The sequence below is a fragment of the Pseudoalteromonas sp. T1lg23B genome (assembly GCF_002964665.1).
Classification (GTDB): Bacteria; Pseudomonadota; Gammaproteobacteria; order Enterobacterales; family Alteromonadaceae; genus Pseudoalteromonas.
In genome coordinates this window covers 933,674-947,234 of sequence record NZ_PQBZ01000034.1, presented here as the reverse complement: position 1 = coordinate 947,234, position 13,561 = coordinate 933,674, and the positions used below count along the sequence as shown (strand labels likewise).

Here is a 13,561-nt window from a genome sequence, read left to right as displayed (position 1 = left end):
CAAGGCCTGATTTCTCAGGCCTACTTTCAAGCTATAGCCTATAGCGTATGGATAAACACCAAAGCAATGGCAAGTGGACAAACGAACTTGATATACCAAGGCCATATTTTCCAAAACACACTGTGCTCGGCATCAGGGTAGCCACTTTTAATCTCTGTTAGCAATCCGTTTCTATGCCAGATCCAACCCACAAAGATACAGCAAAACATCCCTATGAGTGGCTGACCGAACTGAGTGGTTAAACTTACAACAAATCCAAACAAGCTGCTGAAGTTAAAAATAATGGTAAAACTAACCAATGAAATGAGGCCACCAATTACCCAGGTTGCTTGTAAACGCGATAAAGCAAAGCGCTCTACTGCGTACGACACGGGGGCTTCAAGCATCGAGATAGAAGAGGTTAATGCGGCAATGCTCATTAGTGCAAAGAACGCAAAGCCTACAAATAAACCCACCTCTCCCATACTTTCAAATAGCGCTGGCAAAACTTGAAATACTAGGGTGTCTTCTGAGAGAAGTTGTCCACTTGGGCCAAATATCTCAACTCCCTGAGCTTGAGCTACGTACATTGCCGGTATAATTAGTAGACCCGCGACAAAGGCAATAAACACATCTATTAATGTTACATACGCCCCCAAAGACACTAAGTTCTCTTGCCTACTAATGTAAGAGCCGTAAATAATCATTACGCTGGTTCCTAAAGAAAGCGAAAAGAATGCTTGTCCTAGTGCGCTAACTAACAACTCAGGGTTTAAGATGGAAGAGAAATCTGGCACGAGATAAGCCTTTAGACCTTCACTGGCGCCTTCTTGCATTAAAACATAAGCGATAAGTAAAAATAGGATACCCAATAGAGCGGGCATTAATCGTTTCGACCATTTCTCAATACCATTTTCGACGCCTTTACTGATAATCGAAATAGTTAAGACCACAAATAATGCAGTAAAAATCAAGTCTCTAGCGAGTGATTGGCTGTTTAGCCATTGTGCGGTGTCCGATAAACTGGTTAGTTTAGCGATGGGTTCCAACGTTGCACTAAACATCCAGCCAGCAACAATTGCATAAAAACTGAGGATAAGACCTGCGCAAATAATACCACCAAAGCCCACACCGAAAGCAAAGCGTTTATTGAATGCATTCCCAGAGAGCTTTTGAAGTGACGATACCGCGTTCGCTTGACCGTGTCGTCCGATAACTAATTCAGCCATTAAAGCCGGATAGGCTAAACAAAACGCAAGCACCAAATAAACCAAAACGAAAGCCGCCCCACCATTGCTAGCGGTTTGAGTGGGAAAACCCCAAATGTTACCAAGGCCAACAGCTGATCCCGCTGCTGCCATGATGAATCCAAAGCGAGAACTAAATTCTCCGCGCACAGTGCTCATATTATTTTACTTCTCTATTTTTTTTTACGGCGGCTGACAATCTACTGTAAATACAGCGAAATAAAAAGCGCTAATTGTTATTAATAATGCCATGATCTAGCGCAATATTTTGGCGATTTTATGAGTGTAACACTAGCTCGCCAGGCTAAAAATTCAACTGCTGAGTATAAGTTATTGCTTTTCGGTCGATTAACTAAAAAAGCAGCTGCCTGATGTGAGTATTACTTTACGCTGCTCACTTAGCTTTACAAGGCAAAGTTAAGGTGAATTTTGCGCCACCTAAAGTATCAGATTGCGATACGCTGGCTTTGCCATGATGCCAATCGACGACCTTAGCTACAATTGCCAGTCCTAGGCCGTAACTCTTTCCAGCCCGATTGCGATGTGATTGCTCTTGGAAAAATGGACTAAAGACTTTGTGCCAGTTTTGTGGGGCAATACCTGGGCCATCATCCTCAACGTGAACCTGAATAACTAGGCCGTCACTGACCACTCTAACAAGAACAGTTTGAGTTGCAAAATCACTGGCGTTAGAAAGCAGGTTTGTTACCGCTCTTGCCAACCAGTGTAAGTCTGCATATATGTCTAGGTGTGGCTCGATTTCATAGTCAATTCGTAGACCCGCATTTTTAAGCTTTGGGGCTACTTGTTCTATGAGTGAGACAAAATAAGAAGTCGCATCGGTCGATTCAAAGTTCAGCAAGTGCGCTTTTTGTTCTAAGGTAGCAAATGATAGATAACTGGCTAGCATATCCTCCATTTGATCTAAGTCTTTTTCCATTCTATTCAAAATACTATGAACTTGATGAATGTCTTTTTCGTCCAATGCTGCGTCCAATCCAAAGCGAAGACAGGCAACAGGAGTTCGTATATCGTGCGATAAACTTGATGCGAGGAGTTTGTTCTCTGCCAGCAGTTTGTCAATTTGACTTGCCATTCGATTAAATGTCAGCTCAACATCTTTGATATAAGTGAACTTATCGGTAGCGATTCTTGCACTCAAATTACCGCTTGCAAATTGTTTAGCTGCCTCAGTTAGTACCGATAAACGCTTTGCTAACGGGGAGAGTATAAACCACATAAAGGTACATACACCGGTATAAAACAATAACGTCAGTATTGCATCATTGTCTTGTTGGTCTGCTGGTTTATCTAAACGCAGTTCAAGATAGTCAGGGAGTAATGCATGATTGGTTTTTAGGAGATAAAAACCTTGCTGATCTTCTAAAATTAGGCCTTTACCTGTGAGCATTTGCTCTTTGAGTTCGGATGGCACGGCCAAGGTGTCGCCTTGTTTGTAACTAATAGCTAAACCGTAGTCATCGCTCAAAGCTGCAATGTAATCAGCTCTGAGTGAAACAGGTTGCCTTGCGGTTTGTTTTGCAACACCGCTGGCCAGTGTGCTTTGCCAGCCGAAATTATCATCGACTTCCAAGGTTTGCTCGCTAAATATATCAATTAGCCAACCTAAAACGACGATTGAAACTAAGGCACTGGTGAGCAAATAAATATAAAGCTTTCTCACAAATTAGCCTTTTACCATGCGCTTGGAACCATTAAGTAGCCTTTACCCCATATGGTTTTAATTTTTTCTGGGTGCTGTGGGTCATCGTTGAACTTTTTACGCAAGGCTGAGATGAGCACATCTACGCTTCTGTCCAGCCCATCATATTCACGCCCTTTGGTGGCTTTGAATACCGCATCTCTAGAGACAACTTCCCCAGCGTTGGATGCCAAAAAGTGAAGCAGCAGATACTCAGCACTAGAAATATTCACTTCTTTACCTTGCACGAGTACTTTGCGTGCTTGAGTGTCAATGCTCAAGTTACCAACACATAGTGATGTATCATTATTTGTATTGGAAGTTTTTTGCTCATTTGATGCGCGCAACATGGCTTTAATCCTAGCTAACAAAGCACGAGGTCTAACTGGCTTTATTACATAGTCACTGGCGCCGACTTCAAGACCTATTACTTCATCCATTTCTTCGTCTTTGGCTGTCAGCATAATGATCGGATGTTGGTAAAACTGGCGAAGTTCGCGGCATACGCTTATTCCATCTTGGCCAGGTAGCATAACATCCAAAAGTACGATATCAGGGCTAAGAGACTTCACCATGGCGACCACTTGGTCTCCTCGAGGGCAGATATGGGTTGTGTATCCTTGGCCATTTAAATAATCCGCGACCCATTGAGATAGAGATTCGTCATCTTCGACGAGTAAAATCGTACCGTAATTATCCATTTTAAAACCCTCTAACGTATTATATTTGCTGTTTAATCATACATACTCACAGGCATTGGTTTGATTTTGCCTGACTAATTTAGTGCTGTCATTCATCAGTGCTGTGTTATTGGTAAAGTATGCAAATCAAAAGATTTCTCGTATTGATTTAGGCACTGATGATCACTCACTAAAATACATACCGCACACCGATTTTCGCCTTATGTTGGTAGTTTTGAGCAACAATGGGGCTGTGATAAATTTGTTCTGAAAACCAAGTAGTCATCCAACCAGCTAGGAAAATCCAGTTTTCGTGCAGTGGATATTCTGCGTGAAACTCGTAGACCACTCCCATCGCGCTGGTAGGACGATATACAGCTCGGTCAATTCTTTGTTCTTGAGGAGAAATACCAAAATAATAATTAGTAAAGTCTTTGGAATAAAAATTGACACCAAGCGCGGTTCTAAACTCCCAGTTTTGCCAGGGGATAATTTTGCTGTAAAAAGCACTGACTATCCAACCGTTATGGGTACTACTTATGTCTTGCAATAATTCTAATGATACTTGATCGTCTGTGAATCTGCGGCTTAAACGTAACCCGCCTGTCAGGTCAAATTTTCGTTTAGTAATACCTTTTAGTTCAGGGATCTCATCTGAACTATACAAATCAAAGCCTTTTTCATCAAAGCCATCCTGTGCTTGTGTAACAATAATATCTACATCCCAATCATTATGTTCAAGGGCACTGTAGCCAAGTATCCAGCCTCCACTCAGTTGGCTGCGATCAACATCCAAATACCAGTTCTCATATGACGCAAAGACATTAATATTAAACAACTCTACACCATCTCTTGTCGCATTCGCACCGATGAGATAGGAATCTTCGAAGAGGTAACCCACGCCGATATTGATATCAAGATACAGGCCATCAGTGGGCGTGAGCGTGTTGTCAGAATACAAGCGATTACTCGCATTAACTGCCGAAGGCAAAAAAACAGTGATGAGTATTAAGAGTGCTAAGGTGCGGAGCATAATGTTCACCAACAACTAAATTGATGAACATTATATTGAATGCGGCGTTAGTATCTGTAAAAAATTGTTGTGTGTGGCTTACGCGCAAGCACGGGTTTCGATATTATTTAGCCTATAGGACATTAATTTTATCAATCAAGACTGCTGCAAGTTGTTGATGCATGGCACTGCTAAGCGCACTTACTTCTGTTTCGGTACACGCACCTGCGACTTTTTGTGGCTCGCTAATCACATCCTCAACAATATACTTAGGTACATCAACAGGTGTGTCTGCGCGCGCAATTCTGGCTTGCTCGGTATTTTGTGAAACGATAAACGACACTACATCATGTTCATTGGTTATCTTTTGCTCTTTGGTATAGCTAAATTGCAATGGGATACCTTGAAAACTGGCACTATCAATCGACGACTTTGCGAACCATACAACATCGGATGACGCAATGTGAGTCAAACGCATGCTCACGCTAGCGATTATATTACTACATTGATAGCTAGGTGATTTTTGTGTGACAAGTTGATACAAAGCATGAGATGTTTTAGGCGCATTTAAGACATATGTTTTATTTGGACCAAAAGTGAGATCTAGCTGATGGATGTTAAGTACATAATCCGCTTTTTTAGTGGTAACAATTTTTAATCCGTGTTTTTTGAGCGCACGCTCAATGTGGGATTTCAAGGTGTCTGTCATGGCGACTTTATCAGCTACAATTCGTACTGAATTAGTTTTCTCAATAGGGTGAGCTGGCAACTGTACCGACTTTATTCTTGCTGAGTCTAATTCGGTACTATAGCTAAGCTGATAAATTTCCTTACTTAATATGGGCTTAGGAGGCACATTTAGTTTAGGTGCCATCTCGGGAGTCAAAGAACAACCAAACGAGAAAGCCAAAGTAATAAAAATAAGCAGAAAACGCATTCATGTACCTCTTGTTACAGTTTAAGTCTCAATTGATGATGTAAACACAAGCTAACTTCGTGATAAACTTTAATGAATTCTAGTTTAACGAGTTTTTATGAAGTATTTAGTTCTTATTGTCTTCTGGCTGTTTGCGACTAATACAGTTGCATCAGAAGACAAAAAGCAGCAGTGGCACCAATTTTTGAACAGCTATTCTAAGCAAGTCGAGCGAAAACTAAAAGAAAAATCAATTCCAGGTGCAGCATTGAGCGTCGTACATGGTAAATTTGGCTCTTTAGCGAAGGGATATGGCAAAACCAAAGTTAATAAAGGTCAAAAGGTTGATGAAAATACGCGCTTTCGTCTCGCATCGGTCTCCAAGACATTCGCAGGCTCTTTAACAGCAAAACTGGCGAGTGCGCAATATTTGGAGTTAGATGAGTATGTGAGTACATATTTACCTTACTTGAAAGGGACCGATTATCAATCCCTCAAGGTTTATCATTTACTTAGCCATTCCAGTGGCTTGGTGCCAAATGCTTACGATAACCTCATAGAATCCAGAATGTCATATGAACAAATTGTTGAACGTTTAATAAAGGTTGAGCGAATTTGTACGCCTGGACAATGCTATGGCTATCAAAATGCCATGTTTAGCTTGATTTCCGATGTGATTTTGCATGCGACGGGTATGTCTTATGAGCGCTGGTTGCAGGAGTTTATTTTCACACCATTAAAGATGAATGATGGAGGTGTGGGTCTTGAGAGTATGCTAAAGGACGATAACCATGCGTTACCACATGTACTTGGACGCAAACGCTGGCATACCGCAAAACTTAAACCTCACTACTACAAAGTTGCGCCAGCGGCGGGTGTCAACGCCAGTGCCAATGACATGGTGCAATGGTTAAAAGCACAGCTTGGTCTTTATCCTGAAGTTTTGTCATTGGACGCATTAACACTACAAAGCAGGCCTTATACACACACTAAAAGGGAATTGAGAAGACGAATTTGGCGTGATCATGTCAATGAGGCATTTTACGGATTAGGTTGGCGTATATATGATTTTGATGGTGAATTTATCATGTATCACAGCGGTTGGGTGCAAGGTTATCGAACTGATTTGGTTGTAATACCCGCTTTGAATGTAGGATTCAGTTTGCTGTTAAATGCAGAAAGTGGGGTGATAAACCAATTGACGACTGACTTTATTACTCAGGTTATTGAAAAGTACAGACAGGCGCCAACGCATGAAGGCGATGGCGCATAAGAAAATCACTGGCGAGGCAGTTGAATTTTCTTTTCTTCGCTTTGACGGTACAAAACGATGACGTGGCCGATGGTCTGCACTTTATGTGCGCCAGTTTCGCGCACAATAGCGTCAAAAATTAATTGCTTTGTCTCACGGTCATTCGTAGGCACTTTAACTTTGATAAGTTCGTGAATGTTCAAAGATTGATCTATTTCAACTAGAACACCTTCAGTTAAACCATTTGCACCGAGTAAAACAACCGGTTTTAGTGGATGAGCTAACCCTTTAAGGTACTGCTTTTGTTTATTTGATAAAGTCATATTGGTACAATTTACTATATGTAGGCTTGAATTCTCATATTCTACCGCCATCTAGACAATATTACTAATGAGTTGCAGTGAATAATGGCAAATAAAAAGCACTCAGCGAGCTCTAAACGCTGGTTAAAGGAACATGTGGACGATCCTTACGTCCATGAAGCGCAAAAACGTGGCTTTCGCTCCCGAGCTATTTTTAAACTCGAAGAGATCCAACAACGCGATAAACTCATCAAACCTGGCATGAGCGTGGTTGACTTGGGCGCGGCTCCTGGTAGCTGGTCACAGTACTTGGCAGAAGAAGTAGGTGAAAAAGGACAGGTTATAGCTTGTGATATTTTACCAATGGATTCATTAGCCGGGGTGGATTTCTTACAGGGAGACTTTCGCGAGGAAGCAGTGTTAAATGCTTTGCTTGAGCGTATTGGAGGGAAGAACGTTGATGTGGTTTTTTCCGACATGGCACCAAATATGAGTGGCAATATGTCGACCGACCAAGCGGGTAGTATGTACTTGGTGGAGCTTGCGCTAGATATGTGTCATCAAGTGCTCGGTAAAAATGGTGCTTTTGCAGTGAAAGTTTTCCAAGGGGAAGGCTTTGATCAGTTTGTACAAGAAGTACGTAAATGCTTTAACGTGGTAAAAATCAGAAAGCCAAAAGCCTCTCGTCCACGTTCCCGTGAGGTTTATATAGTGGCGACAGGCTACAAACTGTAGTACAGTTGAAAAGCATTAAAGTCGAATTTAAATAATTTTTGGATACAAGAGGTTAACCCCTTGAGCGATATGGCGAAGAATCTAATACTCTGGTTGGTAATTGCAGTTGTGCTAATGACCGTCTTTCAGAGTTTCAATGGCGGCGATCACATTGATCGTCAAACCAGTTACACGCAGTTTGTCAAAGAAGTGCGCAGCGGCGCAGTACGAGACGTAAACATTGACCGTTCAACCGGTACCATTACGGGTATGAAGGGCAATGGTGAACGTTTTCAGACTATTATGCCTATGTACGACGAAGATCTGATTAACGATTTGCTAAAAAATGACGTGAACGTTAAAGGTGTAGCACCGGAAGAACAGTCGTTTTTGGCCAATATTTTTATATCTTGGTTCCCAATGTTGTTGCTTATTGGTGTATGGATATTCTTCATGCGTCAGATGCAAGGTGGCGGTGGTAAAGGTGCCATGTCATTTGGAAAGAGTAAAGCCCGTTTAATGAGCGAGGATCAAGTGAAAACTACCTTTGCTGATGTTGCTGGCTGTGATGAAGCAAAAGAAGATGTGACAGAACTAGTTGATTTTCTTCGCGACCCATCAAAGTTCCAAAAACTAGGCGGTAGCATTCCGAAAGGTGTGTTGATGGTCGGTCCTCCAGGTACGGGTAAAACGCTACTGGCTAAGGCCGTAGCTGGTGAGGCTAAAGTACCATTTTTTACGATTTCTGGTTCTGACTTCGTTGAAATGTTTGTAGGTGTTGGTGCATCTCGTGTGCGTGACATGTTTGAACAGGCCAAAAAGGCCGCGCCATGTATTATCTTTATTGATGAGATTGATGCTGTGGGCCGTAAGCGTGGTGCAGGCATGGGTGGAGGCCACGATGAGCGTGAGCAAACACTTAACCAAATGTTGGTTGAGATGGATGGTTTTGAAGGCAACGAAGGTATCATTGTAATCGCTGCGACCAACCGCCCAGATGTGTTAGACCCAGCGTTGTTACGTCCTGGTCGTTTTGACCGTCAGGTGGTGGTAGGCCTACCAGATATTCGTGGTCGTGAGCAAATTCTAAATGTACACATGCGCAAAGTACCGTTAGATGATAATGTTGAAGCATCACTGATCGCACGTGGCACGCCTGGTTTTTCAGGTGCAGATTTAGCCAACCTTGTGAATGAAGCCGCTTTGTTTGCAGCCAGAGGCAACAAACGCAAAGTAAGCATGGCTGAGTTTGATGCCGCTAAAGATAAAATTATGATGGGTGCTGAGCGTAAGTCCATGGTGATGAGCGAGCATGAGAAAGAAATGACCGCATACCATGAGGCGGGTCACGCGATTGTAGGTCGTTTAGTGCCTGAACACGATCCCGTTTATAAAGTATCCATTATCCCTCGTGGTCGAGCTCTAGGTGTTACAATGTATTTGCCAGAACAGGATAGAGTGAGTCACTCGAAAGAGCATCTCGAATCAATGCTGTCGAGCTTATATGGTGGCCGTATTGCGGAAGCGCTGATCTACGGTGATGACAAAGTAACGACCGGTGCGAGTAACGATATTGAACGCGCGACAGACATCGCGAAGAAAATGGTAACGCAATGGGGTCTGAGTAGTAAACTTGGTCCGCAAAAGTATGTTGAAGAGCAGGGCGAAATGTACATGGGCGGCAGTTCAAATCGAATGGCTGGCATGTCAGATGAAACGGCTAAACTGATAGATGCAGAGATAAAAGATTTCATTTCGAGAAATTATCAACGTGCTGAGCAGATCCTAAAAGATAACATGGATATTCTGCACAGCATGAAAGATGCGTTAATGAAATACGAAACTATTGATGCAGGCCAAATTGATGACCTAATGGCTCGAACAGAAGTGCGTCCACCTCGTGATGCCCATGATCGTAAGCCAGAGACTAAGTCTGATAAAAAGGCGTCAAAGCCGACTGTCGAAGACGCTCAAAAGCCTGTCGATAAATCAGAGTCATCATCAGAGCTTGATGATAGAACAGAATAACGGTTAAAATAGCCTTATGTCTAAAGCCCCGCTAAGTCGGGGCTTTTTCATACTTATTAAAAATGAAATTTTTTGATAGATTTTTGCACAATATGAAGTTGCTGAGCATACTTACTTGCTTTTGCTAACATTACTCTAAAACGAGTAACGACAATGACAACCACAATTCGTTTACCTAGAGGCAGAGCGATAAGCCTCAACAAGCCGCAAGTCATGGGCATCGTTAACGTAACTCCTGACTCGTTTTCAGATGGTGGCTCGTTTTACCACTGTGATAGCGCTGTCAATCAGGCGCTTACCTTGCTCGAACAAGGAGCAACTATCCTTGATATAGGCGGAGAGTCGACTCGACCAGGCGCACCTGATGTTACATGTGAAGACGAGCTTAAGCGTGTGATACCCGTTATCCAAGGTATTCGTCGTCGAAGCGACTGTGTTATTTCGATAGACACCAGTAAAGCCGAAGTGATGCGTCAAGCCATCGAAGCGGGTGCCGACATCATTAATGATGTGCGTGCATTACAAGAGCCTGGAGCACTTGAAGTCGCAGCGATTTATCCTGACGTTGCGATTTGTTTGATGCATATGCAAGGCCAGCCTCGCACTATGCAACAAAACCCTTCGTACAGCGACCTAATTGGGCAGATTAAGGCATTCTTCAGCGAACGTTTGCTAGCGTGTGACAAGGCGCAAATATCCAGAGAGCGTCTTATACTCGATCCTGGATTTGGGTTTGGTAAAAATTTGACACACAACTTTGAATTGTTGGGTAACTTTGAGGCTTTCCAATCTTTTGGTCTGCCTCTACTTGCTGGTCTATCGCGTAAGTCTATGTTTGGCAAGTTATTAAATAGAGAAACAAATGAACGTTTAGCTGCAAGCCTCGCTGGGGCATTGTTATGCGCCCAACAGGGGGCGCACATAATCAGAGTACATGACGTTCAGCAAACAGCTGATGTTCTGAATGTCTGGCAAGCAGCAATTAATGGAGTAACCATATGACAACTAGAAAGTATTTTGGCACAGATGGAGTAAGAGGTTTAGTTGGACAACATCCAATTACGCCTGAATTTGCGCTTAAATTGGGATGGGCTGCCGGTAAGGTTTTGTCTAAAGCTGGCACAAAGAAAGTAATTATCGGTAAAGATACCCGTATTTCTGGTTACTTGTTAGAAACTTCTTTGGAAGCAGGACTCATTGCGGCGGGTATTGATGTTGTGTTACTTGGACCTATGCCTACACCCGCTGTAGCGTATTTGACGCAAACTTTTAGGGCTGAAGCCGGTATCGTGATCAGCGCGTCTCATAATCCATATCATGACAATGGTATTAAATTCTTTAGTGGCAATGGCTTGAAGCTAGCGGATAGCGTGGAACTAGAAATTGAAGCTATGTTGGACGAAGACATGACGTGTGTCGCTTCTGAAAAGTTAGGTAAAGCAAGACGTCTTGAGAATGCAGATGGCCGTTACATTGAGTTTTGTAAGAGTCAATTTCCCAAAGAGTTATCACTTGAGGGGCTGAAAATTGTTTTAGATTGCGCCAACGGTGCAACTTACCATATTGCACCGGCGGTAATGCGTGAATTAGGTGCAACGGTGATTTGCCATGCCTGTGAACCAAATGGGTTGAATATCAACCATGAATGTGGTGCGACCCATATTGATAGCTTAAAGCGTCAGGTTTTAGAGCATAAAGCGGATGTTGGTATTGCTTACGATGGTGATGGTGATCGCGTGATGATGGTTGATCACAAAGGTCATGTTTTTGATGGCGATGATATTGTTTACATCATTGCTTGTTTGGCGCATGCCAATGGCACGCTTAACGGTGGCGTTGTTGGTACCGTTATGTCGAATATGGGCCTTGAAAACGCTTTACGCAGCCAAGGTATTGAATTTGCTCGCAGTAAAGTGGGTGACCGATATGTCATGGAATTGCTCAACCAGAAAGGTTGGACAATCGGCGGTGAAAGTTCTGGCCACGTGTTAAATCTAGGTCTCATTGGGACTGGTGATGGTATTGTTGCGAGTCTACAAGTCTTAGCAGCAATGGTCTCTCAGAACAAGACGTTGCAAGACCTTGGCAGCGGCTTTACAAAATACCCGATGAAGATGATTAACGTTCGCTATTCTACCGACTCTGATCCAACGCAGCAGAGTGTTGTTAAACAAGCTGTGGCAGAAGTTGAAGAGCTGCTTTCGGGTAAAGGGCGCGTCCTGTTAAGAAAATCAGGCACAGAACCGGTTGTTCGAGTGATGGTTGAAGCAGAACAAGAGAAACAAGTGCTCGATTTTGCAACAAAAATAGCTGAAGTTGTTGAATCTGTGAGCAATTAATCTGGTTTTTAATTTTATTTCTTGTAAATCAGGGTGAGGAGAGTTAGTATCTCACCCGCTTTCTGATGCGGAGTATCGTATGGCGCAACGTAAGCCAATAGTAGCAGGTAACTGGAAAATGAACGGTTCGTTAGAACTTGTATCTGAGATCTGCGGCGAAGTTGAAAAGCACAAAAATGCAAACCTGGATGTCATTATATTTCCTCCAGCTTTATTGCTCAAAGAAGTGGTAAGTAAAGGCGTAATGGCAGGCACTCAAACCATATCAGAGTTTGACTCAGGGGCATACACCGGAGAAATCCACGCTCAGTTAGCTCGCGAACTAGGGGCAAAATATACCCTAGTGGGGCACTCTGAAAGGCGTAGTTTGTTCTCGGAGAGCAACCAGCAGGTAGCTGATAAGTTCGCTAAGGCACAAGAGTTTGACTTGATTCCAATACTCTGTGTTGGTGAAACAGAACAACAGCGAGATGCTGGAGAGACAGAAGAAATCGTTGCACAGCAAATAAAAGCCGTAATTGATAAATTAGGTGTAGCAGCGTTAAATAATTCTGTGATAGCATACGAACCCGTTTGGGCTATAGGGACTGGTAAAACAGCTACCCCTGAGCAGGCACAAGCGGTACATAAATTCATTCGCGACATGCTTAGTGGTTATGATGAGCAAGTGGCGCAAACACTACGTATCCTATACGGTGGTAGTGTGAACGAAAAAAACAGTGAATCATTATTTGCACAGGCAGACATCGACGGTGGCCTTATAGGCGGAGCGAGTTTGCAAAAAGATGCCTTCATCAGCATCTGTAAAAGTGCACTAGGGAACGTATAAAATGTACGAAATATTATTGGTTGTTTACTTGATTGTTGCTTTAGCACTTGTAGGTATGGTGTTAATTCAACAAGGTAAGGGTGCCGACATGGGCTCATCGTTCGGTGCGGGTGCATCAGCAACGGTTTTTGGTTCATCGGGTGCGGGTAACTTTATGACTAAGACAACGACGATTCTTGCGTCAGTGTTCTTTGTTTTGAGTATTATTCTTGGCAACCTTACAACGGGTCAAATTAAAAAGACAGACGAATGGGAAAACCTAGAAGTGCCAGCATCTACCACTGTAGCGCCAGCAACTTCAGATGTACCGGTGTCTCCTGAAGAAAATAAAACTTCAGACGTACCAAATTAATAGCTTAGTAACCTAAAGTTACTCGGTAGTTTGATTCCTCAATCAGACAATAGACCGACAAAAATGCGGATGTGGTGGAATTGGTAGACACGCCATCTTGAGGGGGTGGTGGCTTCGGCCGTGGGGGTTCAAGTCCCCCCATCCGCACCAAATTATAAAGACCAGCGTTTTGCTGGTTTTTTTATGTCTGCTGTTTACCATATGATGGC

13 protein-coding genes and 1 tRNA gene are annotated in these 13,561 nt (G+C 42.9%); 8 read left to right on the top strand and 6 right to left on the bottom strand.

Going from position 1 to position 13,561, the window contains the following annotated elements:
• Positions 1–38: 38 nt before the first annotated feature.
• The 5 genes from C2M32_RS12685 to C2M32_RS12665 all read right to left on the bottom strand — a co-directional run bounded on the left by C2M32_RS12685 (position 39) and on the right by C2M32_RS12665 (position 5,557).
• On the bottom strand, positions 39–1,385 hold the full coding sequence (locus tag C2M32_RS12685; protein ID WP_105168741.1) for a sodium-dependent transporter: 1,347 nt from the start codon (positions 1,383–1,385) through the stop codon (positions 39–41).
• 235 nt (positions 1,386–1,620) lie between these two features.
• Positions 1,621–2,910 (bottom strand): ATP-binding protein, encoded by a 1,290-nt coding sequence (locus C2M32_RS12680; protein ID WP_105168740.1) that lies wholly within the window; start codon positions 2,908–2,910, stop codon positions 1,621–1,623.
• 11 nt (positions 2,911–2,921) lie between these two features.
• Positions 2,922–3,629, bottom strand: a complete 708-nt coding sequence (locus C2M32_RS12675) for a response regulator transcription factor (RefSeq protein WP_105168739.1) — start codon at positions 3,627–3,629, stop codon at positions 2,922–2,924.
• A gap of 169 nt (positions 3,630–3,798) precedes the next feature.
• Positions 3,799–4,641 (bottom strand): MipA/OmpV family protein, encoded by an 843-nt coding sequence (locus tag C2M32_RS12670; RefSeq protein WP_105168738.1) that lies wholly within the window; start codon positions 4,639–4,641, stop codon positions 3,799–3,801.
• Positions 4,642–4,753: 112 nt separating this feature from the next.
• Entirely contained in the window at positions 4,754–5,557 is an 804-nt protein-coding gene (locus tag C2M32_RS12665) for a hypothetical protein (protein ID WP_105168737.1), read from the bottom strand.
• 97 nt (positions 5,558–5,654) lie between these two features.
• Between C2M32_RS12665 and C2M32_RS12660 the strand changes: the two genes are divergently transcribed.
• Positions 5,655–6,809: a serine hydrolase domain-containing protein gene (locus tag C2M32_RS12660; protein WP_105168736.1), complete on the top strand. Its 1,155-nt coding sequence runs from the start codon at positions 5,655–5,657 to the stop codon at positions 6,807–6,809.
• A 5-nt stretch (positions 6,810–6,814) separates the two neighbouring features.
• Here C2M32_RS12660 and yhbY read toward each other — a convergent pair whose 3' ends face one another.
• On the bottom strand, positions 6,815–7,111 hold the full coding sequence (gene yhbY / locus C2M32_RS12655; protein WP_070991617.1) for a ribosome assembly RNA-binding protein YhbY: 297 nt from the start codon (positions 7,109–7,111) through the stop codon (positions 6,815–6,817).
• Positions 7,112–7,195: 84 nt separating this feature from the next.
• Here yhbY and rlmE point away from each other — a divergent pair, with 84 nt between their 5' ends.
• The 7 genes from rlmE (at position 7,196) to C2M32_RS12620 (ending at position 13,502) form a co-directional block, all read left to right on the top strand.
• Complete coding sequence (gene rlmE, locus C2M32_RS12650; protein WP_105168735.1) at positions 7,196–7,825, top strand: 23S rRNA (uridine(2552)-2'-O)-methyltransferase RlmE; 630 nt, start codon at positions 7,196–7,198, stop codon at positions 7,823–7,825.
• A 69-nt stretch (positions 7,826–7,894) separates the two neighbouring features.
• Positions 7,895–9,832, top strand: coding sequence for an ATP-dependent zinc metalloprotease FtsH (ftsH, locus tag C2M32_RS12645; RefSeq protein ID WP_105168734.1), 1,938 nt, complete (start codon positions 7,895–7,897; stop codon positions 9,830–9,832).
• Between the two features lie 153 nt (positions 9,833–9,985).
• Positions 9,986–10,834: a dihydropteroate synthase gene (gene folP, locus C2M32_RS12640; protein ID WP_105168733.1), complete on the top strand. Its 849-nt coding sequence runs from the start codon at positions 9,986–9,988 to the stop codon at positions 10,832–10,834.
• Complete coding sequence (gene glmM / locus C2M32_RS12635) at positions 10,831–12,171, top strand: phosphoglucosamine mutase (RefSeq protein ID WP_105168732.1); 1,341 nt, start codon at positions 10,831–10,833, stop codon at positions 12,169–12,171. Before folP ends, glmM begins: the two co-directional genes overlap by 4 nt.
• Before the next feature lie 79 nt (positions 12,172–12,250).
• Complete coding sequence (gene tpiA / locus C2M32_RS12630; RefSeq protein WP_105168731.1) at positions 12,251–13,000, top strand: triose-phosphate isomerase; 750 nt, start codon at positions 12,251–12,253, stop codon at positions 12,998–13,000.
• A 1-nt stretch (position 13,001) separates the two neighbouring features.
• Positions 13,002–13,352: a preprotein translocase subunit SecG gene (secG, locus tag C2M32_RS12625; RefSeq protein WP_105168730.1), complete on the top strand. Its 351-nt coding sequence runs from the start codon at positions 13,002–13,004 to the stop codon at positions 13,350–13,352.
• A gap of 65 nt (positions 13,353–13,417) precedes the next feature.
• Positions 13,418–13,502, top strand: a tRNA-Leu gene (locus C2M32_RS12620).
• Positions 13,503–13,561: the final 59 nt, after the last annotated feature.